General features: G+C 45.0%; 25 protein-coding genes. 14 read left to right on the top strand and 11 right to left on the bottom strand.

Features of this window, described 5'->3' with window-relative positions:
* The coding region (locus WH96_RS22340; protein WP_204248197.1) for a hypothetical protein at positions 1-246 on the top strand (246 nt) is incomplete at its 5' end.
* Between the two features lie 89 nt (positions 247-335).
* Here the strand turns inward: WH96_RS22340 and WH96_RS12790 are convergent.
* Together WH96_RS12790 and putA are read right to left on the bottom strand one after the other, a co-directional pair.
* Positions 336-827, bottom strand: a complete 492-nt coding sequence (locus WH96_RS12790) for a hypothetical protein (RefSeq protein ID WP_047764531.1) — start codon at positions 825-827, stop codon at positions 336-338.
* Between the two features lie 192 nt (positions 828-1,019).
* Positions 1,020-4,157 carry a bifunctional proline dehydrogenase/L-glutamate gamma-semialdehyde dehydrogenase PutA gene (gene putA, locus WH96_RS12785; protein ID WP_082130470.1) on the bottom strand — a complete coding sequence of 1,046 codons (3,138 nt, stop codon included), beginning with the start codon at positions 4,155-4,157 and terminating at the stop codon, positions 1,020-1,022.
* A 151-nt stretch (positions 4,158-4,308) separates the two neighbouring features.
* Between putA and WH96_RS12780 the strand changes: the two genes are divergently transcribed.
* Both WH96_RS12780 and WH96_RS12775 read left to right on the top strand, forming a co-directional pair.
* Entirely contained in the window at positions 4,309-4,788 is a 480-nt protein-coding gene (locus WH96_RS12780; protein ID WP_047764530.1) for an Lrp/AsnC ligand binding domain-containing protein, read from the top strand.
* Between the two features lie 41 nt (positions 4,789-4,829).
* The gene (locus WH96_RS12775) at positions 4,830-5,228 is read left to right on the top strand and encodes a PaaI family thioesterase (RefSeq protein ID WP_047764529.1); all 399 of its coding nucleotides are present in this window, start codon (positions 4,830-4,832) and stop codon (positions 5,226-5,228) included.
* A gap of 48 nt (positions 5,229-5,276) precedes the next feature.
* Here WH96_RS12775 and WH96_RS12770 read toward each other — a convergent pair whose 3' ends face one another.
* Complete coding sequence (locus tag WH96_RS12770) at positions 5,277-5,768, bottom strand: PAS domain-containing protein (protein ID WP_047764528.1); 492 nt, start codon at positions 5,766-5,768, stop codon at positions 5,277-5,279.
* Between the two features lie 169 nt (positions 5,769-5,937).
* Entirely contained in the window at positions 5,938-6,753 is an 816-nt protein-coding gene (locus tag WH96_RS12765; RefSeq protein WP_047764527.1) for an enoyl-CoA hydratase/isomerase family protein, read from the bottom strand.
* A gap of 240 nt (positions 6,754-6,993) precedes the next feature.
* Between WH96_RS12765 and WH96_RS12760 the strand changes: the two genes are divergently transcribed.
* On the top strand, positions 6,994-7,665 hold the full coding sequence (locus WH96_RS12760) for an orotate phosphoribosyltransferase (protein WP_047764600.1): 672 nt from the start codon (positions 6,994-6,996) through the stop codon (positions 7,663-7,665).
* Positions 7,666-7,728: 63 nt separating this feature from the next.
* Here WH96_RS12760 and WH96_RS12755 read toward each other — a convergent pair whose 3' ends face one another.
* From WH96_RS12755 to WH96_RS12745, 3 genes are all read right to left on the bottom strand, one after another.
* On the bottom strand, positions 7,729-8,034 hold the full coding sequence (locus tag WH96_RS12755; protein ID WP_047764526.1) for an STAS domain-containing protein: 306 nt from the start codon (positions 8,032-8,034) through the stop codon (positions 7,729-7,731).
* A 60-nt stretch (positions 8,035-8,094) separates the two neighbouring features.
* Entirely contained in the window at positions 8,095-10,284 is a 2,190-nt protein-coding gene (locus WH96_RS12750) for a methyl-accepting chemotaxis protein (RefSeq protein WP_047764525.1), read from the bottom strand.
* A gap of 183 nt (positions 10,285-10,467) precedes the next feature.
* The gene (locus WH96_RS12745; protein ID WP_047764524.1) at positions 10,468-11,400 is read right to left on the bottom strand and encodes a LysR family transcriptional regulator; all 933 of its coding nucleotides are present in this window, start codon (positions 11,398-11,400) and stop codon (positions 10,468-10,470) included.
* A 334-nt stretch (positions 11,401-11,734) separates the two neighbouring features.
* On the opposite strand from WH96_RS12745, the gene WH96_RS12740 reads away from it, so the two are divergent.
* The 4 genes from WH96_RS12740 (at position 11,735) to chrA (ending at position 15,599) form a co-directional block, all read left to right on the top strand.
* Positions 11,735-12,091, top strand: coding sequence for an ArsR/SmtB family transcription factor (locus tag WH96_RS12740; protein ID WP_245629489.1), 357 nt, complete (start codon positions 11,735-11,737; stop codon positions 12,089-12,091).
* An 89-nt stretch (positions 12,092-12,180) separates the two neighbouring features.
* Entirely contained in the window at positions 12,181-13,215 is a 1,035-nt protein-coding gene (locus tag WH96_RS12735; protein ID WP_047764522.1) for a permease, read from the top strand.
* Between the two features lie 197 nt (positions 13,216-13,412).
* Positions 13,413-14,246, top strand: coding sequence for a chromate resistance protein ChrB domain-containing protein (locus WH96_RS12730; protein WP_047764521.1), 834 nt, complete (start codon positions 13,413-13,415; stop codon positions 14,244-14,246).
* A gap of 3 nt (positions 14,247-14,249) precedes the next feature.
* Entirely contained in the window at positions 14,250-15,599 is a 1,350-nt protein-coding gene (chrA, locus tag WH96_RS12725; protein WP_218045049.1) for a chromate efflux transporter, read from the top strand.
* Between the two features lie 172 nt (positions 15,600-15,771).
* Here chrA and WH96_RS12720 read toward each other — a convergent pair whose 3' ends face one another.
* Complete coding sequence (locus tag WH96_RS12720; RefSeq protein ID WP_047764520.1) at positions 15,772-16,656, bottom strand: NmrA family NAD(P)-binding protein; 885 nt, start codon at positions 16,654-16,656, stop codon at positions 15,772-15,774.
* Between the two features lie 94 nt (positions 16,657-16,750).
* Between WH96_RS12720 and WH96_RS12715 the strand changes: the two genes are divergently transcribed.
* The 4 genes from WH96_RS12715 to WH96_RS12700 all read left to right on the top strand — a co-directional run bounded on the left by WH96_RS12715 (position 16,751) and on the right by WH96_RS12700 (position 19,563).
* Positions 16,751-17,683 carry a LysR family transcriptional regulator gene (locus tag WH96_RS12715; protein WP_047764519.1) on the top strand — a complete coding sequence of 311 codons (933 nt, stop codon included), beginning with the start codon at positions 16,751-16,753 and terminating at the stop codon, positions 17,681-17,683.
* 173 nt (positions 17,684-17,856) lie between these two features.
* A complete protein-coding gene (gene nthA, locus WH96_RS12710) occupies positions 17,857-18,501 on the top strand; it encodes a nitrile hydratase subunit alpha (protein ID WP_047764518.1) in 645 nt (214 codons plus the stop codon).
* Between the two features lie 46 nt (positions 18,502-18,547).
* A complete protein-coding gene (gene nthB, locus WH96_RS12705; RefSeq protein ID WP_047764517.1) occupies positions 18,548-19,210 on the top strand; it encodes a nitrile hydratase subunit beta in 663 nt (220 codons plus the stop codon).
* Positions 19,207-19,563 carry a nitrile hydratase accessory protein gene (locus WH96_RS12700; protein WP_047764516.1) on the top strand — a complete coding sequence of 119 codons (357 nt, stop codon included), beginning with the start codon at positions 19,207-19,209 and terminating at the stop codon, positions 19,561-19,563. Before nthB ends, WH96_RS12700 begins: the two co-directional genes overlap by 4 nt.
* 59 nt (positions 19,564-19,622) lie before the next feature.
* Here the strand turns inward: WH96_RS12700 and WH96_RS12695 are convergent, their stop codons facing one another.
* The gene (locus tag WH96_RS12695) at positions 19,623-20,036 is read right to left on the bottom strand and encodes a hypothetical protein (protein ID WP_047764515.1); all 414 of its coding nucleotides are present in this window, start codon (positions 20,034-20,036) and stop codon (positions 19,623-19,625) included.
* Between the two features lie 107 nt (positions 20,037-20,143).
* On the opposite strand from WH96_RS12695, the gene WH96_RS12690 reads away from it, so the two are divergent.
* Complete coding sequence (locus WH96_RS12690) at positions 20,144-20,950, top strand: helix-turn-helix domain-containing protein (protein WP_047764514.1); 807 nt, start codon at positions 20,144-20,146, stop codon at positions 20,948-20,950.
* Between the two features lie 179 nt (positions 20,951-21,129).
* On the top strand, positions 21,130-21,537 hold the full coding sequence (locus tag WH96_RS12685) for a DUF2867 domain-containing protein (RefSeq protein WP_204248195.1): 408 nt from the start codon (positions 21,130-21,132) through the stop codon (positions 21,535-21,537).
* On the opposite strand, the gene WH96_RS12680 is transcribed toward WH96_RS12685, so the two are convergent.
* Positions 21,534-22,487, bottom strand: a complete 954-nt coding sequence (locus tag WH96_RS12680) for an AEC family transporter (RefSeq protein ID WP_047764513.1) — start codon at positions 22,485-22,487, stop codon at positions 21,534-21,536. The two genes, WH96_RS12685 and WH96_RS12680, sit on opposite strands and share 4 nt — an antisense overlap.
* 128 nt (positions 22,488-22,615) lie before the next feature.
* A complete protein-coding gene (locus WH96_RS12675) occupies positions 22,616-23,341 on the bottom strand; it encodes an SCO family protein (protein WP_047764512.1) in 726 nt (241 codons plus the stop codon).
* Positions 23,342-23,343 lie beyond the last annotated feature (2 nt).

Raw genomic sequence — 23,343 nt, 5'->3', positions numbered from 1 at the left:
GGTGGATTTAAACCTGAAGTTTGGAAATTAATCAAAAAGACCGGAATGAATGTTGAAAGTGTTAAATCTGCATTCAGGAAGTATGAGAACGGCGAATTCAATATAGTAAACATCTACCGGGAAATCTTCTCTGCAATTTCTGAACAAACATTCCCACCATTACCAAGTCAATCAAAATACTTAAAATGGTCAGCCCCTTGGCAAGCTACAGAGGTTCCCCAGAGCGTGTTAAATTCGGGATGCTAAGTGTTCGAAGTTACAAAGTTCAATAACCGAACAGATTGCCATCATCAGGTTCCTAGATTAAAAATAGGAATAGTTATGACGTTGCGATGCTATTGATTACTAGCGATCAAATCCTTAACCAATGCACTATCTAATACGCCAAACAAACCATCTTTTAAAGCTGGAAAAATCACATCATCGTAGTCATCGTTACCTCTAACCAGTCTTGGCTCACCGAGCTTATCCAGAGAAAAGGATTTGTACTCAATAGGTTTTGCGGATTCCAAGAAAAACACCAAACGCTTTGATGTCAGAACATAAACCAAGCGACGTCCCAGGTAGTAGATCCAACAGAACCTGAGGATAACGCCACCTAAAGCCACGATCAGAAAGATATTTAAAATCGTCGACAGGCTGAAAAAGATAAGAGCAACAATATTTAATAAAATTGTGAGAAGGCCGACGAACAAAAAGAATTTAGTTATCGGAGATGTATATTCCCGTTGCCAAATTCGGGAAAACTGGGGCTGCGCGAACCATAAGGGTTCTTCATCTTCACGAATACCAGCCTGTACAAACTCTCTGAGGTCATCTTCGTGCAAACCTGATTACTCTTATTGCTTTATCAGAAAAGAAGGTATCAAGATAATTCATCCCAACACCAAAGCAATGAAAAACCCGGTTTTGAGCAAGATAAGATCAAAACCGGGTTTTCTATGTTTAAAAGCGTAAAGTCTGAGCCCCAGAAATAGGAACCCCAGAAAAAAGAGCTCCAGAAATAAGAATTCCAGAAATCACAGCGTCATAAGAGATGTATTGCCACCCGCCGCCGTTGTATCAATAGAAATGGAATGTTCTGTCGCGAAACGATGAAGATACCTAGGTCCCCCGGCCTTTGGACCTGTTCCAGACAAGCCCATGCCGCCAAACGGCTGTACACCGACGATAGCACCAATTTGGTTTCGGTTTACATAGGTGTTTCCCACCCGAACACGACGGGCAATATAATCCACAGTTTCGTCAATACGACTGTGAATACCCAACGTCAAGCCAAAGCCAGAGTTGTTAATCTGATCAATAATACTGTCCAGTTCTGATGCTTTATAGCGAATAACGTGAAGCACAGGCCCAAAGACTTCTTGCTTGAGCTGATGAAGTCCCTCTATCTCGAACGTAACAGGCGCGACAAATGCGCCATTTGATGTGCTCGACGGTAAAGACAGTTCCCGTATAACCTTTGCCTGCGACTTCATATGAGAAATATGTGCATTCAGCATTGTTAAAGCATCTTCATCAATCACGGGACCAACGTCGGTAGAAAGGAACGATGAATCCCCCACCGTCAATTCATCCATTGCTCCGGCAAGCATCGTTAGAATTTTATCTGCAACATCTTCTTGCAGGAAAAGAACTCGCAAAGCAGAACAACGTTGCCCCGCCGACTGAAAAGAAGATGCCAGAACATCCCGAACAATCTGTTCGGGCAGCGCAGTTGAATCCACAATCATCGCATTCTGGCCACCAGTTTCAGCAATAAGAGGCACAATTTCCCCTTCTCGCGCAGCAAGTGCTCTTTGGATAAGTTTTGCTGTCTCTGTCGACCCGGTAAAAGCAACACCTTTGATGCGATCATCGGCCAATAATGGCCCCGCAACAGTTGGCCCATCCCCCGGTAAAAGATGAAGAACATCACCAGGAACACCCGCCTGATGAAAGAGTTTAATGGCTCTTACTGCAACCAATCCAGTTTGCTCTGCCGGCTTTGCAATCACGGCATTCCCCGCGGCCAAAGCAGCAGATACCTGGCCTAAGAATATTGCCAACGGAAAGTTCCATGGGCTGATACACAAGAAAACACCTCGCCCGTGCATAGACAGTTCATTGCGCTCACCAGTTGGTCCAGGCATCACAAGTGGATCGCCAAAATCCTGACGGCATTTCACAGCGTAATAACGACAGAAATCAACAGCTTCGCGAATTTCAGCAATCGCATCTGCCGTCGTTTTACCTGCTTCACGCATACACAGTGCGATAAATTCCGCTGTGTTTTCTTCGAGTAGATCCGCCATCCTATCCAAGCAATCCCCCCGCGCTGTTGCAGAGGTCTGATCCCACCCCCACCATGCACGATCTGCCCGGGCCAGTGCGTTCTGGGCCTGTTCTGTAGAGGCCCACGCAATTTCACCGACCTTGTTGCGTCGATCACTTGGTGACATTACTGGATGAGTTGCACCTGTTTGCTCGATCCCGCCAATGATTGGGGCACCGTGCCATCCTTCGTTTGCAAACTTCTGAACATCTTTGCCAATTTCTGACAATTGAACAGCATCAGATAGATCCAACCCTTTTGAATTCAAACGTTCAGTACCAAAAAGATGTAATGGCAGAGGAATTTGTGGATGCGGAATGTTAAATAGATTGCGTGCCTTTAGGATTGGATCAGCAATGATTTCATCAATCGGAAGTTTTTCATCTTGAATTCTGTTTACAAAAGATGAGTTCGCGCCATTTTCCAACAACCGACGGACAAGGTATGCCAGCAGGTCTTCATGACTGCCAACCGGTGCATAAATACGAACCGGGTAGCCTTTGCCAGCTTTGCCAACAACTTGATCGTAAAGAGCTTCGCCCATACCGTGCAAGCGCTGGAATTCAAAATCCTGTTCCGGTCCGGCCATTTCCATAATGGAGGCAACGGTATGCGCATTATGTGATGCGAACTGCGGATAAAAAGCTTCTGGATCAGCAAGCATTTTACGAGCACAGCTCAAGTAGGAAACATCAGTGGATACCTTACGGGTGTATACGGGATACCCTTCCTGCCCTTCTTCCTGAGCCAATTTAATTTCAGTATCCCAATAGGCACCCTTGACCAAACGCACCATCAGTCGTCGTCCATGACGATGAGCCATATCAGCGAGCCAATCGATGACAAAAGGGGCACGCTTTTGATAAGCTTGAACCGCCAGACCAAGACCATTCCAGCCTTTAAGATCAGGGTCACCGGAAACGGCCTCTAGGACATCCAGTGAGATTTCAAGACGATCAGCTTCTTCGGCATCGACCGTCAAGCCAATGTCGTAGCGCTTGGCATCCAAGGCTAATTTTTTCAACCGCGGAACAACTTCGCTCATAACCCGGGAACGGTGAGTAAACTCGTAACGAGGATGGATTGCTGACAGTTTTATAGAAATACCCGGTGAGTTAATGGCACCACGTCCAGCGGCTGCCTTTCCAATTTCAGCAATAGCGGTGCGATACGCCTCAAAATAACGGTCAGCATCCGGCATCGTACGTGCGCCTTCACCCAGCATATCGTAAGAATAGCGATAGCCCTTTTTCTCGTCATCAACAGCCCGATCCAACGCCTCTTTAATACCGCGCCCCATAACAAACTGACGGCCTAATATTTTCATGGCCTGGCGCACAGCCTTTCGAATAACCGGTTCACCACTTTTTTGAACCATCCGCTGGAAAAGACCGGAAAAATCGTTGCTTTCTTCCTTTTTAATATTCACCACGCGGCCTGTCAGCATTAATGCCCAAGTCGATGCATTCACAAACATGGAGTCACTGTGACCAAGATGCGCTTCCCAATCAGCAGAAGACAGCTTGTCACGAATGAGTTTATCGATTGTTTCGCTATCCGGAACCCGAAGCAATGCTTCGGCCAAACACATAAGAACAACACCTTCTTTAGAGGAGAGTTCAAATTCATGCATAAAAGCATCGATACCGCCTTGCCCTACGCGTGACTTGCGAACTTCCTTCACAAGATCACGGGCCCTTGCTGAAATTCTATCCAGCGCATCACTCGACAAATCCAGTGCATTGACCAGATCTGTTACAGCTTGTGTTTCATCCATACGATAAGCAAGGCGTAGGGCCGTCATTAAAGGCGTGGCATTTGCCAGTTCTTTATCGATAATCATTTCATTAATCCCAGATATCGCGTTCAGGCGCGTATTACATATTCATATCTAAGATCAATTTACACTAATTATAGCGATATATGCTGCCATTTTAACAAAATATACAATATTTTCTCTAGAAAATATTGATTTTTCTAGATATATAATCTGGATGAGTGAAAAAAAGCTGGATCGAATAGATAGAAATATCCTCCGCGTACTACAGGAAGACGGACGTGTCTCGAATGTTGAACTTGCCCGGCGTGTTAATTTAAGTCCAACGCCTTGTCTGGAAAGGGTAAAAAGGCTTGAGCAAAGCAATTATATCAAAGGATATATGGCAACCCTCAATCCGGTTAAGATTAACGCAAGCCTTCTGGTCTATGTTCAGATTACCCTTGAGAAAACAACATCTGCGGCATTTGAAGAGTTTAAAAAATCCATGATGGAGATTCCAGAGGTTCTGGAATGCCATATGGTTTCCGGCGGTTTCGATTACCTGATAAAAGTCCGCGCGGCTGACATGGCTGAATATAGAGGAATTCTGGGGGACAAACTGGCAGCAACCCCGTGGGTTTCCCAAACCCACAGCTACGTTGTTATGGAAGAAGTTAAAAATACCAACATCCTTGCGGTAAAAGATAACTTTTAAAAACGCAATCTATTCAGAATCAATTTCATAAAGAGACTGTTATGAGCACATCAGATACACAAGACAGCATTAGCAACTTCGGACAACACATAGGCTATAGCCTTGTCGAGTGGACTGAAAGCTCAGCCAGCATTGCCCTTACGATTGCCGATTATCATCTGAACAGTGCCGGCATCATGCATGGCGGCGTCCTCGCAACACTCATTGATACAGCCTGCGGTTATACGCTTATTCACAATCCAGATCCCGCAAAACGGCGGCGTGCAGTAACACTTTCACTCAACACACAATTTACAGCATCCGCTCAAAGTGGTGACAAATTACTTGCAACAGGCACCCTGAAAGGCGGCGGAAAACATATTAAGTTTTTATCATGTGATGTTAAAAACCAACATGGGCAATTGATTGGCCATGGTGAAGCAGTAATGAAACTATTCTAAAAACATTCCCACCATGGTAACTGACATATAGTCGACATTTCTGTTCAATTACCGGATAATATCTTTTACTGGCGCAACAGTAATCACCAAGCGGCAAACATCGCCCTGATCATCACAAAAGGGGAAACATCCCCGATAAAGGTCAATAAAAGATCTGTCAGATCTGGGGACAGGACTGAGTGTAAAAGATGTGCATCTTTGCTGAGCAACATCTTCCATTTCCCGCCATTTAATTTCAGCCATATCCGGCTCGAAGGCCTCAGCCAACGTTTTTCCCATGGAATTCACGCCAGAAGCTTCAATTATTCTTTCACCTTCAAGCTTAATGAGATGGCCGGACGGACTAGCGCCATCGCGCTGGATCACCATTGTCCAAGGCAATATTTTTCGGACTTCAAGCGGATTAAAATCTGACCATTGAGGCAGAGGGATTTGATCAGTTTTTTTTAGCTGTAATTTAGGCAATCCATCATAGTAGGAAGCCATATAGGATACCGGGGAGCTTTCTGGGATCTCGTCCAGATCCAGAACTTGATACATACAAACCAGCCAATTCAAAACGCAAAAAACCAGAGAAGAAATAATCTCCGACAAGGCAGCTCAAGTATATACACTTTTATTAATATGAAAGATAGAAACTAAAACTTGAACAACTGGCCGATAGTACAATTACCCTCGAACTCCAAATGTAAATCGCCTTTCCCTTCACTTACTTCCCTTTAAAGCAAGGCTTTCGCTTTTCGAGGAAAGCAGCAACACCCTCTTTATAATCCTCTGTGTCACAACAGAGAAACGGCTGTGCCAGTTCTTCTGCAGTTAAGGGTGTTGGGTTTTGTACCCTGGTCGCATGTTTCTTGTGCCACCGCGCAACCAGAGGCGCACCTTCTGCAATCCGCCTTGCTGAATTATATACTTCAGCTTCGGCAATATTATCGTCAACAACACGCCCGACAAGCCCTTTGACATAGGCTTCTTCAGCCGTAAAAATTCGCCCTTCCAGAAGGAGTTCCATCGTTACACTTCGCCCGACCAGATCGACCAAAGCAATCATCGCCGGATACGGCAGTACATTCCCAATTTTGTTGATCGGAATACCAAATCGGGCTGATTGATTGGCTATCCTAAGATCACACTGTGCAGCGATTTCCAATCCACCGCCCATGCAAGCCCCTTCAATAAAGGCCAGGGTCGGATGCGGGCATTGACGAATAGCATCGACCGCACGATCCATTGGCTTGGCATAGCTCACCGCCTGCTGTGATGAAAAGCGGACCTTCTGAAACTCTGCAATATCCGCCCCTGCCGCAAAGGCTCGACCTCCAGCACCGCGAATAACAACACAACGCAGAGTTACATCAGCCGCTAGTTTAAGCATAACAGTCCCGAGATCCTGCCACATTGACAGATTAAAGGCATTAAGTTTCTCAGGGCGGTTCAAAACAACCGTCGCTACATTTCCTTCGCGCCAGGCCAAGACTGTGTCTTGCTTATTTTCTTTGTTATCCTTTTGGGAACCTTCAGACATTATTCCTCGCGAATAGAGCTATATTCCTCGCGAATAGAGCTATTTTGACAAGCACGGCTTCGCAATAAGATAACCAGTCTCATCTTATGGCGCTATAACTTACATGAATGTTTTTTGACCAACCTCTTCCAAACGGGAAAAATATTGCAGCACGGCTAAGCAAGAGGTAAATAGATCCGAATTATTTGAGTAGCGATGAAGCAAAAGCTATTGGCAACTGACCCAAGGACCGGACAAGCGATGAGCAAAATCACCGAAACCGCCAGAACAACAGCCTCAATTCTAATGGAGATCGAAGCTGTCCTCTTCCGCCCGGAAGATCCATTTACCTTTACGTCTGGTCGTATCAGTCCCGTTTATGTTGATTGCCGGAAAATTATTTCCTTTCCCCGTGCCCGTGCCAAGTTAATGGATATGGCTGTAGAACTTATCCAGCGCGATATTGGATATGAATCCATTGATGCCATTGCAGGTGGCGAGACAGCAGGTATTCCCTTTGCCGCAATGATTGCAGAGCGCATGGGCTTGCCCATGCTGTATGTCCGTAAAAAACCAAAAGGCTTTGGACGCGATGCACAGATCGAAGGCTACATGGCAGATGGTAGCCGCGTTCTTCTGGTTGAAGACCTCGCCACAGATGGTGGATCAAAACTTAACTTTGTTGAAGCCATCCGCAATGCGGGCGGTAAATGTGATCATACCTTTGTTTTCTTCCACTATGGCATCTATCCGCAATCTGTCACCGATCTCGCCAAAGAAGGCGTGACACTGCATGCCCTCGCCACATGGTGGGACGCCCTGAAAGTTGCTGAAGAAAAAGGTTATCTGGAAAACGATAACCTCGTGACGGTAAGATCCTTCCTTAGCAAGCCAAACGAATGGTCAAAAGACCGTGGCGGTAAAGCGGATTAATCTATTAACAAACTTGATCTTGAACAAAGGGCGCTACATAGCGCCCTTTTAATATTACCGGAGCTAAGACTTGATAGAAATGATCTCGGAGAATTTAGAAATCTCAAGCATCTTTTCAACCTGTCCAGTTGGCCTACACAGCTCTAAGCTCTTTCCATTATCCTGAGCAGCGTCATTAATCAGTAAAAGCATACCAAGGCCAGCAGAATCAATTGATTGCAATTCACTCAATTCAATAGAGAAGCCAGAGCACCCACTTTTCTTAAGATCTTCGATGATTTTTTGTGCTTTAGGATTATAGGGAAACCCGAACTCTCCACGAAAAGAAATAGATAGAGTCTCACCATTTTGTGTCGTTGAATAATCCAATATCTAGTATTTATCTCAGGCTTGACACAACCTTTGATGTAAAGGGTTCCCAGAAAAACTTTAAGAAACTCTTTTCAAGAAGCTTTGAATTTCAGTCCGGAAGGTAGTCATTGTTTCATCCAGAGATTTAGCTTCCCATACCATTTGAACCGACTTTCTTGAAGCCCGTGCCGCTGACAAAGCAAGCGTTCCAACACTATCAAGTACAAGATTGGCGTCAGTGCTAACACTACTTGCAGTTCGTGCAATTTCCTGAGTGACTGAATTTTGTTCCTCAATAGCACTGGCAATTACTGTTGTCGTGGAGTTGATATCATTTATGACTGTTCCAATGCGTTCAATCGCTGTAACAGACTTGCCAGTCGCTCCTTGAATGTTACCAATCATTGAAGATATCTGCTCTGTCGCATTAGCAGTCTGAGTAGCCAAATTTTTAACTTCAGATGCGACAACAGCGAACCCTTTCCCCGCATCACCTGCGCGCGCGGCCTCAATTGTTGCATTCAATGCCAAAAGATTTGTTTGTTCTGCAATAGCAGAAATCATCTCGGAAACTTCACTGATCTTCTGGCTTTCCTGCTCTAGCCCACGAACCATATTTGTTGCCTGATCAACTTCTGTAACCGCGCTTTCTACAATAGTTGAAGATTGTGCTATTTGATCTGATATTTGAGAAACAGAAGCTGATAATTCTTCAGCCGCAGCAGCAGTTGAATCAACACTTGATGATGTACGCTCCGCTGCTAACGCGACTTCAAATGATCGATTTCCTGTTGTTGTTGTCTCTGTACCCGATGTCGATGCTGCATTGTCTATACGCAATGCCACTTCCGTAACCAAGTCGATCAATTCTTCCGACTGATTTTGAAAATCTTGAATAAATCCGGATACTTCCTCGGCTCGTCTTAACTTGTCTGCTTCTGCGGCAGATTGCTCTTCCATCAATCGATCTGACTCGATCATGTTATCTTTAAAAACTTGCAGAGCGGCGGCAATATCCCCAATTTCGTCTTTTGAATCGACATTAGAGATCGTAATTGACTTATCTCCCTCCGCAAGCGTTAGCATTTCCGATGTTGATCTTTGCAAAGGCTTTATAATAGAGCGCGCAAAAAACCAACTTATTATGGCAACCACAAAAAGAATACTTAAGGATATAAAAATAATATTATTTCGGGCATTATCAGAAGGTATCAAAACTTCCGATTTATCAATTTCTGCGAGAAGAGCCCAACGTATCCCAAGAAAATCTATCGGCTGATAAGCTGATATAACCTCAATACCTCGGTAATCCGATATAATTTGAACACCTTTATTGCCTTCCAAGGCCTGACTTACAGTATTAGTTTCTATTTTCAATTTTAAAATTGTTGATTCTTCCGAGAACCGAGAATCACTTCTCATAAGATAATCTTTACCAACGAGGTAAGTTTCACCAGATTCACCCATACCAGCTCGTTGCTGTAAAATGGCGTTGAGATTATTTATTGGCATTTGAAAGATTAAAACGCCTTGAACACCATCCTTTGAAATGACAGGTGTTGATATAAAGCTCGCAGGAGCCCCATAACTAGGTGAATAGGGCGCAAAATCAATAAAGCTGAGGCTACCAGACTTTTTACTTTCCATAGCAGCATTGAAAGCTTCAGCTAGACCTGTATCATTATATTTTCCGTTAATTAGATTGGTTGCATAATCCAGCTCTTTATATACCGAATAGACAACATTTCCTTCCACATCGACTAAAAAGATATCGTAATAATCGCGCGTAAGCAGGAGATCGCGAAACCAGGGATGAAATCGTTGATGTTCGATATGATAAACACCTTCAAGTTTTGGCCCGCCATAGAGATGTTTCTCCCCAAGCTTTTCAGGATTTCCTTTTGGGTTTACTGCTTCTGCAGTTTGATCATTAATATAGATTCCATGTAGCGATTTGAGCGGACTTTCATGCAATCTCTTTTCATCCTGAAATCCACGAGAAAAGTTGGACATTGCATTTAGAATATATTCATTCCCCGCCAATAGAACCAAGTCGTCCCCAATAAAACTTAGATAATCATTCAGAGCAGAACTTCGGGACTCACTCAAAGCTTCCAAAGTTTGGGTTGATTGGGTAATAAGGCTGGATGATGTATTTTGAACACTGAATATTCCGACAAAAAATATCGACAGAGTAGAAACAATAACAAATAAAATGGGAAGTTTTGTTGATATTTTCATGCCAAATATTTTGGAAAAATTCACCATCTTATTAATTCCCTATAACATTTTATATATTTTCTAAATATTACGCTGGTTAAGCCCATCGTTTAATTTTCTTAGATAAGGCAACATCAAATACTGATAATGAATATGTAAAAATACCCTTAATAGGCGTATAAAAAAATAGAGATAAAAAACTTAGCATCTACAGTAATATTGAATCATGTATTAAATATCATATTTATTTAACAGATCTCCAATTCGATAATCCGTTTCCCAATAAGGAGGCGAACCGTACTTTCCGCGCAAGAAATCTATAAAGGCCGTAATCTTTGGTGGTGTGAAATTACCCGGAGGATAAACAGCCCAAATTTCTCCACTACGTGCTACTGGATAATCTGTCATCAATTCCACTAGACGCCCGTCGCGTAGATCTTCCCATACATGGGCAACGGATTTCACAGTTAGGCCCATACCATATAGCGCAGCATCATAGGCGTAATCACCAGAATCCCCCATGATGGAAGAGGTCGCATCAAAGCTAATCTCTCCTTTTGGGCCTTCGAAATACCAGTAGGGCATGAAACTCACCCCGACAAAATCATGTTCATTCAAATCACTCGGTGTTTTCGGTTCTCCCTTGCGGGCGATATATTCCGGGGAAGCACAAAGCACCCTTGGATTTCCCGCCAGTTTTCTGGCGCGCAGGCTTGAATCAGGTAGCTTTGCCCCACGAACAGCGAGATCATAACCCTCTGCAATCAGGTCCACCAAGCGGTCAGAAAAACTCATCTCCAAGGTAATTTTCGGGTAAAGATCCCTGAACTCATTGAGGTAAGGCAGGATATGTTTCCGGCCAAAAAACATATTGCAGGATATACGTAGAGAACCACTGGGCTCTTCAGCTTTTTCATCGAGCTGGCAGAGAGCTGAATCAATCTCTTTAAGCGCAGCTAGAGCATGGTCTTTAAAAATCTGCCCTGCTTCAGTAAGAGCGATGGACCGCGTGGTTCGCGACATTAACTGGCTACCAACATTCTTTTCCAGTGTGACCAAGCGGGCACTGGCTGCAGAAGGTGACAGACCGAACTCCCGACCTGCCGCAGAAAGATTAGCCAACGTCGCCACACGAACAAAAAATCTAAGATCATCAAGACGCATTATGCAAAAACTTTGAAAAGTGTTATTTAAATTAGGCTTATTATACAAAAGTATTAATGATGAGATAGTTCTTTTTAAAGAAAAGGAGACACTCATGTTACATACACGCAACTCACACGAACACATTGCCCGCAAAGAACGCAGTGAAACTGCACATAAAATATTACGCCGCTTCATCAAAATGCTAAAAACAATTGCACCCAACAGATCCTCGTCCAAAACTACCACACCCTGTTATTAGGCACGACTTATCTTTGACAAAAGGCAAGCGATATATCTCGCAATCAAAACGTTAAAACACTGACATTCAAAACACCCCAATATTGATCACTGCTTGACAAACCGTCTCTCAGGTATTATTTCGATAAATACAGAAATAATACCTGAGGATGATATGGAACTGGATAAAGCAGCAGTCTGTCTTTCAAAACTGGGTAATCCGGCACGTTTGGCGATGTTCCGTCTGCTGGTTAAAGCTGGGGACGAAGGGCTTGCTGTCGGCGATATACAAAAAGAGTTGGATATGCCACATTCCACACTCTCTCATCATATCTCGCACATGATGACATCAGGTCTTCTAATTCAATCGCGTGAAGGTCGGGTCTTGCGCTGTCGTCTGGATTACCAACTGACAAACAGTCTTTTGGACTATCTGATGGAAGACTGCTGTAAGGGGCTTCAGGAAGCCTAACTGCAAAAAAACTGTAATTTAAAAGAAGAGATCTCTGTTGTTTAAAACTTACGCAAATATTTCGATTATTCCAGAAACAAGGTAATGTTATGTCCTTCCTTGAAATAACAAAATTGAACAGCTTGCGACTGGATAAAGTTATCCTCGCATTTTTACTCACCCTCGTATTGATTGCCATCCTAGATCAAAACCAGCTCTGGCCTTCGATTGTTTTTGCCATAAAAAACATCGTTACTATCCTCCCCTTTATTGTTCTTTCCATTGGTGTCGCCGCCTATACAAAGGCAAGTAATCTCGACAGCAAGATCAACACAACAACATCAGGCAATCCCATCGTCAGTATCGGCATTGCAGCCTTGTTTGGCACGCTGTCTCCCTTCTGTTCATGTGGTGTTATTCCTTTGATTGCCGGCTTACTCCGCGCGGGCGTTCCCCTCGCTCCGGTCATGGCATTCTGGATTTCCTCTCCCTTGATGGATCCCGAAATGTTTATTCTAACCAGCGCCGTTTTTGGTCTGGAGTTCACAACCTTCAAAACGATTGCTGCTTTTCTGATGGGAACAACGGGTGGCATTATTGCCTATCTGATGGTTCGGGCGGGTTATTTTCAGGAAGTCATGCGCCCGCAAACATCAGGGGGCTGCGGATCGTCCTGTGCCACTGATCAGAAACCGGACACAACAATCTATTGGAAGTTCTGGCGCGATCCCAAACGTACAGAGACCTTCAAGAACGAGGCCATGACCAATGGCTGGTTCCTTTTCAAATGGCTAGCACTTGCGTTCCTGTTCGAAAGCCTGATGGTCGCATATCTGCCTGTCGATAAAGTTGCCTTGCTTTTTGGCGACGAGCAATGGTGGTCAATTCCACTTGGGGCTCTCATCGGTATTCCGGCCTATCTGAACGGCTATGCCGCCATTCCAACCATAAACAGCCTGATTGAACTTGGTATGGGCGCGGGTACAGGCATGACCTTTATGCTTGCGGGCTCAGTCTCCTCAATTCCAGCCGCAATGGGAGTATACGCATTGGTCAAAAAGCCCGTGTTCGCTCTCTATCTCCTGCTTGGTCTATTTGGTGCAATTGTATCAGGCTATGCCTTCACAGCCTGGCTGGCACTATAAAAAGCACATAACGTCAGTAAGGGTCTTGGCACCAGCTAAGACCCTTACTTTATTTCCAAATTCAAAATTTCATCAAAGCTCGATTGACCTCTGAAAATAACCGCGTAGAATTATGACATGGGGTTGCGAACACCCCGTGAGGCGACAGCCTAAGTTTCGCATCCTGATTCAACACCTAATGTGTGAGAGGATGCGCTATGCCATCACCAAATGAAATTAAAGTATCCCAACTATCCCGTCTTGTCGGCACGCCGGACGCTCCGGTTATTATCGACCTGCGTATTGATGAAGACTTTGCCGAAGATCCAAAACTTATCCCGCAGTCTTTTCGCTATCCTTTTCAGAACATCACTGCCTTGGCGCCATCTCTGCAGAACCAACATGTGGTCGTCAGTTGTCACAAGGGAAAAAAGATCAGCCAGGGAACGGCGGCCATCTTGCGCGATCATGGTGTGCGAACTGAAAGCCTTGAAGGGGGATTTCTCGGCTGGAAAGAAGCAAACAATCCGCTGGTTCCTGTGGAAAAAATTCCGGATAGAAACATTGACGGGCGAACTGTATGGGTGACCAGGTTGCGTCCCAAGATTGACCGCTTGGCCTGCCCCTGGTTGATCCGCCGCTTTATCGACCGCAACGCCCAAATCCTCTATGTAACAGCATCAGAAGTTCTAGACGTTGCAGAAAAATTCAATGCCACACCTTTTGATGTTGAAGATGTCTATTGGAGCCACCGCGGCGAAAAATGCACATTCGATACGATGATTGAAGAGTTCTGCCTTGAAACGGAACCTCTTAAACGACTGGCCACAATAGTGCGCGGCGCAGATACCAACCGGCATGATTTGGCACCGGAAGCAGCAGGTCTTCTTGCCGCATCTCTCGGATTATCACGCATGTACAAGGATGACCTGCAACAACTGGATGCTGGCATGACACTCTATGACGCCTTTTATCGCTGGGCCCGTGATGCCACGGACGAAAGTCATGATTGGCCAGCTCCCAATTCCCACCGCCCCTCAAAAGGGGAGTAGGTCATGTCTTCTATAGAAAACAATATGTCAAATAATAGTAAATCATCAGAGCTTACATCCCAAGAGGCAGCATCAACTGCCTCTGCTCACCCATCTATGGGAGAGTTGTTTCATGTCTGGCTTAAAATCGGACTGCTGTCATTCGGCGGTCCAACAGCTCAAATTGCGTTAATGCATCGCATGATTGTCGAAGAGCGTACATGGTTAAGCGAACGACAATACCTCAATGCCCTCAGTTTTTGCATGTTGCTGCCTGGTCCCGAAGCTATGCAGTTGGCTACTTATACAGGCTGGCGATTACATGGCTTTCTTGGTGGTCTATTGGCGGGATTGCTTTTTGTTATTCCCGGTGCACTGGTCGTACTGGCCTTCGCTACTATCTATGCCCTCTTTGGGGATGTCCCGCTTGTAAATGCATTGTTCCTTGGTGTGAAAGCCTGTGTCTTGATCATTGTGATCGAGGCACTGCATCGCGTCGCCCAAAAAGTTCTGCATCTGCCAGAGCACTGGATCATTGCGGGATTGGCCTTTATCGGTATTTTCTTTTTGAATCTGCCCTTTCCCATGATCATTGTCGTTGCCGCCTTGTTCGGCTTTCTCCGCAACAATGCTGATACAACTGTCGTTGAAGAAGTCAGGAAACATACCCGTAATCTCAAGCAAACCCTCGGTACCATCATCCTGTGGCTTATGATATGGGCGATCCCACTGGTTTTGTTAAACATCTACGCGCCCCAGTCCATTCTCAATGACATCGGGATCTTCTTTTCCAAGCTTGCTGTGGTTACATTCGGGGGCGCTTATGCTGTTCTTGCCTATATGTCACAGGATGTTGTCATTCATTTTGGTTGGCTAACTGCCGGGGAGATGATGGACGGACTGGGGCTGGCCGAGACCACGCCCGGCCCCTTGATTTTAGTGACAGAGTTTGTCGGCTTTATCGCTGCTTTCCGTGAAGGCGGCCTCACCCTAGGTTTGCTCGGTGCTCTGGTCACACTATGGGTGACTTTTGCCCCTTGCTTTCTGTGGATCTTTGTCGGCGCCCCCTACATCGACTGGATCAGCGCACAGCCAAGATTACGCAGCGCCTTGAGCGGCATTGCCGCCGCCGTCGTGGGTGTGATCCTAAATCTGTCCATCTGGTTTGGCTTACATGTTTTCTTTTCCAAAGTAGAGGCAGAACCCTATGGCCCCCTTACTGTCTGGATCCCTGAGTTAAGCTCACTGGACTGGCGGGTTATTTTACTCTCGTCAATCTGTGGCTTTTTGATCCTGAAGCTTCACTGGAGTCTCACCCGCGTTCTTCTAATTTCGGCTCTCAGCGGAGCAGGATTAGTCTGGATTGGATTATAATTAATACCTCGACAAATATTCGACCGATGCTCTATGACAAAAGAGCATCGGTCTTTAATAAACATCACAAAAAAAACCTGAAATAAATCAGAAATTATGTGATTCTGTCTGATGATGAAAAGCTGGAACGAATGATGAAACGCATCCAGGGTTTCAAATCAATGAAAACAACTTATGACGATATTTCAGTCACGATGTCATCAATAGTAGTACTGCCTTTCCGGCGATCGATTTTAGATTTATCAGAAAAACCAATGTGGCCGGAATTAAGAGCTTGAGTCATTGTAATAAAACCATCTATAGCTGCTGCAGACATTCCTGAACCCAATAGTGCCTTGGCCCAGTCTGCTTCAGCAATAGCTTTTACATTCACAGCTTTCCCCAAACGTTGAGTTAAACTATTTGCTAAATCATTGGGAGAGTATGGCCTCGGACCCTCCAGCTCAATGACACGTGTTTTCTCCCAATGCTCATTTAAGGCTTCGGCAGCAATACGACCTATGTCATCAGTTGCGATCATAGGAATTTTCCGATTAAGAGGGGATAGAAAACTTGAAAAACTCCCCTGCTGTAATGCGGATTGAATCATAGGGCTCCAGTTTTCCATAAAGTAGGCAGCACGCAGGAATGTGACAGGCAATCCCGTCTGCTCCAGACTTTGCTCTAATGTTCTATTCATGCTGATCAAGCCAATGCCTTTCGATTTGTCAGCTCCGATAGAAGATAAGGCAACCAATTTTGGTAACCGTGCTTTTATTGATGCTTCGGCAATCGTCTCTGCCATAACATCAGCCTGTTTAAAAAGCTCATCCTGTGCGTATTGCGGTGGGCTAATGATATAAGCGCCCTCGGTTCCTGAGAGCGCATTACTCAATGCTGTTATATCTGTAAGATTTGCGACAGCAACCTCTGCACCTTGATTGGCCCAAACGGCACCATTGGCCTGGGTACGCACGATCACCCGCACGCCTTTACCTGCTGCGAGTAAAGTTCGGGCAACGGCTGCGCCTGTACGTCCGCTAACACCGGTCACAGCATATAATTCAGTTTTAGTCATGATTTTCTCTCATTATGAAATCGCAGTGGCTTCTGTATCGAAAATCATATAGACAGGACCATCATTACTCGAATGCATAAAAAGAATTCTTAGAATGCGTGAAGTGAATTTTAATAACATTGACCTTAACCTCTTAAAATTATTTGATGCTTTGATAAAAGAGCGCAGTGTCACGCGTGCAGGCCAAAAACTTGGTCTTAGTCAACCAGCTGCAAGTCGTGGTTTAGGGCGTCTTCGTCGAATGCTGGGCGATAAATTGGTTATTCCCACGGCGAGAGGCCTGGAGTTGACACCAAGGGCCGCGTCATTATCCGAGCCTGTGGCCAAGTTACTAGAAGAAGCAAAGCAAATCGTTGCTCCATCAACTTTTTCACCAAATGAGGCTTCTGGCCGCGTGTCCATTGCAACTACTGACCATATGACATTTTTACTAATGCCAAAATTGCTGTCAAAATTGGCAGAGACCGCACCAAATCTTGATCTGGAGATTGCAGCTCCATCGGGCGATAATGTAAAATTGGTCGTGCAAGGAGACGTAGATTTAGCAATCGGTGTTTATGATAAATTACCTGACCGTTTCCATAAACGGGCCCTGTACAATGAAGATTTTGTCTGCCTCGTCCGTCGCGATCATCCCGTACTGACAAAGCATTGGGACCTGGAATGTTTTATCGCTTTATCACATATATCGGTAATAATCACAGGTCATGGGAAAAATGTTGTTGATGAAGCCCTGACACAGCTTAATCTCAGCCGGAGAATAGCTGTACGGCTTCCGCATTTTCTTGCCGCCCCTATGTTAGTTGCCGAGAGCGATATGATTTTATCTCTTCCACGTCGCCTCGCCCATCGCATGGCAATGGCAATGCCCGTAGAAATACTCGAACTACCAATTGAGATAGAGGGTTTTAGTCCATCAATAATTTGGAATGAAAGACGACACGATGATCCGGCCCATATTTGGTTACGAAACTTGATCATTGAAATAAGTTCTGAGGTCAATTCATCATCAAAGGCCCTGAGATAATTCAGGGCCATAATTTGAACGCTATATCACAAGTGAAATCAATAATCGTTATTTATCACAACTCTTGTACTTATCATGTTGTACTTATGAAAATTTTTGCCTCATACTTTCACCAGCATACCCCCTAAGACATCAAAATCAGCATCATAAAAACATACAAAACTGGACGTACCATGGGACACGATCATTCACACGACCATACTGACCCGCCTTCTGATCCGGCACTCAGAGTCAAAGCGCTTGAATCCCTTCTTGTGGAAAAGGGGCTGGTCGATCCTGCTGCCATTGATGAAATTATTGAAACCTATGAGACCAAGGTCGGGCCGAGAAACGGGGCAAAAGTCGTGGCAAGAGCCTGGACAGATCCTGACTTTAAATCTCTGTTACTCTCGGATGCGAACAAGGCAATTCATTCCATGGGGTATACAGGGCGTCAGGGTGAACACATGAAGGTGGTAGAAAACACCGACACCCGGCATAACCTCGTCGTTTGCACCCTTTGTTCCTGTTACCCTTGGACTGTTCTTGGTCTGCCCCCTGTTTGGTATAAATCGGCTCCTTACCGGGCACGGGCTGTATCCGATCCCAAAGGTGTTCTGGCAGAGTTTGGAACGACGCTTCCCGAAGGTGTGAAAATCTCCGTCTGGGATTCAACATCGGAAATGCGTTTTCTTGTCCTTCCCCAGCGTCCGGAAGGCACAGAGGATTGGACAGCTGAAGAGCTTGAAGAACTCGTAACGCGTAATTCCATGATCGGTGTAGAACAAGCGCAAACACTCGAAAAACTGCACGCAATAAAAGCAGACAAAACCCCTTGATCAATAAACTTCGATCAAGAGAAACATTCATGATAGGAAAAGCTTTATGAACGGCGCACATGATCTCGGTGGAATGCACGGATTAGGTCCGATCAATCCGGAGCCTGAACGAGAAGAACCCACCTTTCATGCGGAATGGGAAAAACGCGCTCTTGGTTTAACCTTGACCGCCGGATGGCTTGGACAGTGGAACATCGACATTTCACGTTTTGCCAGGGAACGCCAACATCCCGTGGAATACCTTTCCAACAGTTACTATGAAAACTGGCTAACCGGCCTGGAAACACTTTTGGTCGAACACGGTGTTGTCTCACCAGAAGAGCTGAAACAAGCAAAAGCAATCGACCCAACACCTGAAGAACTCACGGCAAAATGCGCCCCGGCATCAGCCGTTCAAGGTATCCTCTCATCCGGAGGACCATGTGATATGGCAACAGATGATCGTCAAGAATTCCAGATCGGCGATAAAATCAAGGTCCTGCAGCTCAACCCCACAGGACATACGCGCGTACCGAGATATATTCGCGGACATGAAGGCATCATCACTGATTACTACGGCAGCTTTATTTTCCCGGATGAAAACGCACAGGGAAATAAAATTGGCCAACACCTCTACAATGTCTCTTTTGACGGCAACCAACTGTGGGGGGATGGCAACGATACAACGATACACGTTGATCTCTGGCAAAATTACATGGAACTGGCATGAGCAATACTACCCAACATTTTTGTCGTAATCTTCCACAAATCCCGACCGACGCAGACGGCCCCGTGTTTACCGAACCATGGCAGGCACAGGCTTTTGCGCTAGCTGTGCGTCTTTGTGATGAAGGCCATTTCACATGGGCAGAATGGGTTGATATGTTCAGTCAGGAAATCAAGCTTGCTCAAGCCAATGGCGACCCGGATCTCGGGAATACCTATTACAATCACTGGCTCAATGTACTTGAGAAAATCATTACACAAAAACAAGATATCACGTCTGAAGAGATGAATTTGCGTAAAGAAGAGTGGCGCAAAGCCTATTTACGCACCCCCCACGGACAGCCTGTTGAGCTATAATGCATTTTCTTGATCGCTCCACAAAGGAGAATAAGATCCAGGAAAAATATAGGGATATATCATGCTGCCACCGTAACCCGTGCGCCCATAAATTGCCCCAAAGCAAAAACAGCGACAAAGACATTCACACCAATAATAACAGCAACACCTTTACTGGTGAGAAAGTCACTGAATAACAACAAAACAACACCGCTACTTACCACCCACCCCACATCAGCAGCAGAAATAGACACTATTTTTGGTTTGGACAAAAAGCGATCCCGAACCAGAACAACAAGACTAACGGCAAAACCCAATAACAGAACTCCTAACCCAACAAATGCCTCAGAGATCCAGGATATCTCTTTGGTTAACATTATCTCGGCAATGAAATCTGGAAAGAGAATGAGTGCAAATCCGGTTAGAATAGAAAATCCTGCGTTGAATCCCAGAAATACACGGGCACATAAATAGGTTGGGAAACTGTTTGGCATTTGTCTTCTCCTCAATTTATTTCCGCCAACCATCTAGGATGTAAAAACGGAATTCAATTACCTCGGAAGTAATAGACTTTAACTTACGATCCCGAAATAATGTCTTCATGAATTATCAAACCTCCCATACCTCACAAGCTTTCCCCGAGCTATTGAAGAACTGGCGCAAGAAAAGCCGCTTCAGCCAACTAGATCTCGCGTTAGAAGCTGGTTTGTCACAAAGGCATGTCAGTTTTCTGGAAACCGGTAGATCCAAACCAAGCCGCTATTCTATCCAACAGCTTGGTCAGGCAATGAATTTACCTGCGTCTGAAGTTGATATTCTGATGTTAACCGCTGGCTTTGCCGCGCGCACAAGCAACCGAAACTGGTCAGAAGCAACACGCACCGCAGTGAATGCATCGATCAATCATATCCTGGAAAGCCATAATCCATATCCAGCTGTTGCTGTCGATCGAATATGGAACTTACAAAAAGCAAACTCGGCGGCAGGTGTTTTCTTTCAAATGCTGGGCCATGATGGCGACCCCAATATGCTAAGAGCACTTTTAAAACCAGGCAAGGTGCGTAAAAGCCTGAATAACTGGGATGGAAAGGTACAGAGCCTGATGCGGCTGTTTGAATTGGAAGTTGCCCGACGCCCAAATGACCACGAAGCTTTTGAACTTCTTCAGGAACTAAATAATCTGCCCGGTGCCAGTGAAGCCCGAAATCTAACAACCAAAGAAGATTCCCCGCCCCTGCTTACAATGCAATTTAAGCTTGGGCAGGATGACATTACACTCTTTTCAATGATCACGACCGTCGGCCTATCAAACGATGCAACGATAGAAGATATTCGTATGGAAACCTTTTTCCCTGCTGATGAGTCAACGGAACAATGGTTTCAACAAAACATCGCGCTCCATTTATAGAACATTGCAGCCCCTAGATAATTGAAATCCGTAACTTCGAACCTAGATATAGACGGCAATACTTGAATTCAGTATCTGATATTTTGATGACAAATCATTTTCCTCTTTCCAAAAACCCGACCGTACACCTCTTGGCATCACGAGAGAAACTCGATTTTTACGATGCGTAATCTGTCATTTTGTCCGAGGAAATTACGACATCAGAAGCATGGCGGGCGATTATCTCAAATCCTATCCCTGTGATGAAACTCGCTTTTCTAATTCGCGATAGAATATCGTCCTGTTTTGGCATCAAACCCATCAAAGGTTTTTCAGGGCAATGGCCAAGTAATTTACAAACTGGAGACCAACTCGACTTCTTTCTGGTAGAACATATATCACCAAATGTTCTGACACTGACAGCAAGGGACAAACATCTGGACGTGATGACCTGTATAACGACAGATAAAACAGAGCTAACCATTACATCATCAGTTAAAATCCATAACTTGTTTGGGCGTCTCTATATGTTCCCAGTCGCGATAGCTCACAGGCAGATTGTACGATCAGATCTTAAGCGCCTAAAGCATAAAATGATCAAAAATTAAAGTCCGCTGGCATAGGTTTTAGCCAACCATAAAACCAGAGGAATACTGAAAAAAGACACAACGGTCTGTACTGTAGACGTCGCGGCATAGAGGTCAGCATCACCCCCCATTTTTTTGGCCAGCAAATAACCGTTCATAGCTGTTGGTACGGATGCGCAAACCATAAGGACGGAAAGCGACAAACCTGAGATACCAAACCACAAAGCCCAACCAGCCATAACGGCGGGAGTGACAAATAACTTGCCAATCACCCCCACCAATAGCTCTTTCGAGGGCTTGAGAGCAGCCTTGAGGCTTAACCCAGCCCCAAGGGCTAATAACGACATACTCAGCGCAGCCCGTCCCAAAAGATCCGCCATTGTCATGGCAGGTTCCCACACAGTTACATCAAACAGGTTAAGGGCAAGGCCAGTCAAAACACCCCAAAGGATAGGATTAATCACGATGGTCTTGGTAATCTTCGAGAGAGACGGCCCTGATTGGTCATCTGCATCAGAAAATGTAGCCAGAATAAAAATATTTGTTATTTGCAGGAATGGCACCATAATCGCCATTGCCAGTGCGATCAACGCTCCGCCTTCTTGTCCATATAGTTTCAGAACAATCGCGAGTGCAATGAAGCCGTGCCAACGGGTCGCCGTCTGATAAACAGTGGAAAACTGCCCCCGACGCGTTCCCCATAGCTTTTGCAGTACAGGCCATAGAGTGAGAGTGAAAAGACCAAGGCTCACCATCATGGCAAGTGCAGTAAAGACATAAGGTCCCAGTTCAATTGCAGAAAGATCCGCCTTGATCAGCGTCGTAGCCAGAATACAGGGGAAAAATATCCAAAAACAAAGTTCTTCAAGAACCCGCCAGTGTTCCTTGGGGACAAAATTGCTTTTGCGCAGGCCAAACCCAAGCAGAATAATAGCAAAGATCGGAAATATACTCTCAAAAACAATCAGCATGGGAAAAGGCCTGAATAATACAGAAAAGGAAAAGAAACACCCCTCTTCTTAGATCAGTTTTTCACTTCCTCTTCAATCACTTCCAGAAACCTCCTACTTGAATATTTTCCGGTTTAAGAGTTTCCGGTTTAAGAATTTCCGGGCAAATATCCCCTTAGGCGCTCAGCCATAACATCACCTCTGGTATCATAGGGGAAAAGCGTCACGAACTTGCCATGCCGATCCATCAAGTATGTAAGGGTACTATGCGCTGCGTCATAATTCACGTCATCATCCATACCATGTCCTGAACCATGGTTAGAATGGTCTTCTTCAGATAACAGTATCTTGTGACGCTGTACCCGATAGCTTTTTGCAACCTGACTGATCTTTTCTTCGGTACCTGTCAGCCCTACCAAACTGGGGTGAAAAGCAGTGACATAATCGGCTAACACTTCTTGTGTGTCCCGTTCAGGGTCAACGGTAATGAAAATGGGTTGGATATTCTTGGCAGACTCACCGAGTAAATCGAGAGCATCCGTAATATCACTCAGGGTTGTCGGGCAGATCGCAGGGCAGTTCGTATAGCCGAAGAAGATCAACTTAAACTGGCCATCCCAATCACTATCACGCCTCGTTTTTCCCGTGTGATCTTCAAGTTCAAAAGGGCCACCAAACAAAGTGTCCAGTGCTGCAGGCCCTTTTGGAGCTTTCTTGTCATGCGTTGATGACTTTTTATGCGTAGTTGAATGACTTTCGTGCGTGACACTGGTTTCAGCAGCGAAAGTAACGCCTGTAGCCATAACTAATACTGAAAACGCCAATAAAACAGAATACTTAAAACAAGTGTATCCCGATATAGAACCAAGTTTCATCA

Source organism: Kiloniella spongiae, assembly GCF_001026905.1.
In the GTDB taxonomy this organism is placed as follows: Bacteria; Pseudomonadota; Alphaproteobacteria; order Kiloniellales; family Kiloniellaceae; genus Kiloniella; species Kiloniella spongiae.
This window is presented reverse-complemented; position numbering and strand designations above follow the sequence as displayed.